Consider the following 1,519-nt stretch of genomic DNA (forward strand, 5'->3'; position numbering starts at 1 on the left):
TGCCCCAGACCTCGCGGAGCGCGTTGCAGACCTCGCCGACGGTGGCCCGTGCGCGCAGGGCGTCCTTCATCGGGTAGAGGACGTTGTCCTCGCCCTCGGCGGCCTTCTTCAGAGCGGCGAGGGCCGAGTCCACCGCCGCCCGGTCGCGCTCGGCGCGCAGCCTGGCCAGCCGTTCGGCCTGCTGGGCCTCGATGGCCGGGTCGACGCGCAGCGGCTCGTAGGGCTCCTCCTCGTCGAGCTGGAAGCGGTTGACGCCGACGACGACCCGCTCGCCGCTGTCGGTCTCCTGGGCGATGCGGTAGGCGCTGCGCTCGATCTCGCTCTTCTGGAAGCCGTGCTCGATCGCGTTGACGGCGCCGCCGAGTTCTTCGACCTTGGCCATCAGCTCCAGCGTCGCGGCCTCGACGTCGTCGGTCATCCTCTCGATGACGTAGGAGCCCGCGAACGGGTCGACCGTCGCCGTCACGTCCGTCTCGTAGGCCAGCACCTGCTGGGTGCGCAGGGCGAGCCGGGCGCTCTTGTCGGTCGGCAGGGCGATCGCCTCGTCGAAGGAGTTGGTGTGCAGCGACTGGGTGCCGCCGAGCACCGCGGCCAGGCCCTGCACCGCCACGCGGACCAGGTTCACCTCGGGCTGCTGGGCGGTCAGCTGCACCCCGGCGGTCTGCGTGTGGAAGCGCAGCATCAGCGACTTCGGGTTCTTCGCCCCGAACTCCTCCTTCATCACCCGCGCCCAGATCCGGCGGGCGGCGCGGAACTTGGCGACCTCCTCCAGGATCGTCGTACGGGCGACGAAGAAGAACGACAGGCGGGGCGCGAAGTCGTCGACGTCCATGCCGGCCGCGACGGCGGTGCGGACGTACTCGATGCCGTCGGCGAGGGTGAAGGCGATCTCCTGCGCGGGCGAGGCGCCGGCCTCGGCCATGTGGTAGCCGGAGATCGAGATGGTGTTCCACTTCGGGATCTCGGCCTTGCAGTACTTGAAGATGTCGGCGATCAGGCGCAGGGAGGGCTTGGGCGGGAAGATGTACGTCCCGCGCGCGATGTACTCCTTCAGTACGTCGTTCTGGATCGTGCCGGTCAGCCTGTCCGCGCCGACGCCCTGCTCCTCGGCGACGAGTTGATAGAGGAGCAGCAGGAGGGCCGCCGGCGCGTTGATCGTCATCGACGTGGACACCTTGTCCAGCGGGATGCCGTCGAACAGCACGCGCATGTCGTCGATCGAGTCGATCGCCACGCCGACCTTGCCGACCTCGCCGTGCGCGATGGGCGCGTCGGAGTCGTGGCCCATCTGGGTGGGCAGGTCGAAGGCGACGGACAGGCCCATCGTGCCGTTGGCGATCAGCTGCTTGTAGCGGGCGTTGGACTCCACGGCCGTGCCGAAACCGGCGTACTGGCGCATCGTCCAGGGACGGCCCGTGTACATGGTCGGGTAGACGCCGCGGGTGAAGGGGTACGCGCCCGGCTCCCCCAGCTTCTCGGCGGGGTCCCAGCCCTCCAGGGCGTCCGGCCCGTACACCGG

The 1,519-nt window shown here is 69.8% G+C and carries 1 protein-coding gene; it reads right to left on the minus strand.

Features of this window, described 5'->3' with window-relative positions:
* A partial coding sequence (locus tag ABZY13_RS33435) for a methylmalonyl-CoA mutase family protein (RefSeq protein ID WP_356637575.1) occupies positions 1 to 1,519 on the minus strand: 1,519 nt, incomplete at both ends.

The sequence above is a fragment of the Streptomyces sp. NPDC006610 genome, assembly GCF_040611575.1.
In the GTDB taxonomy this organism is placed as follows: domain Bacteria; phylum Actinomycetota; class Actinomycetes; order Streptomycetales; family Streptomycetaceae; genus Streptomyces.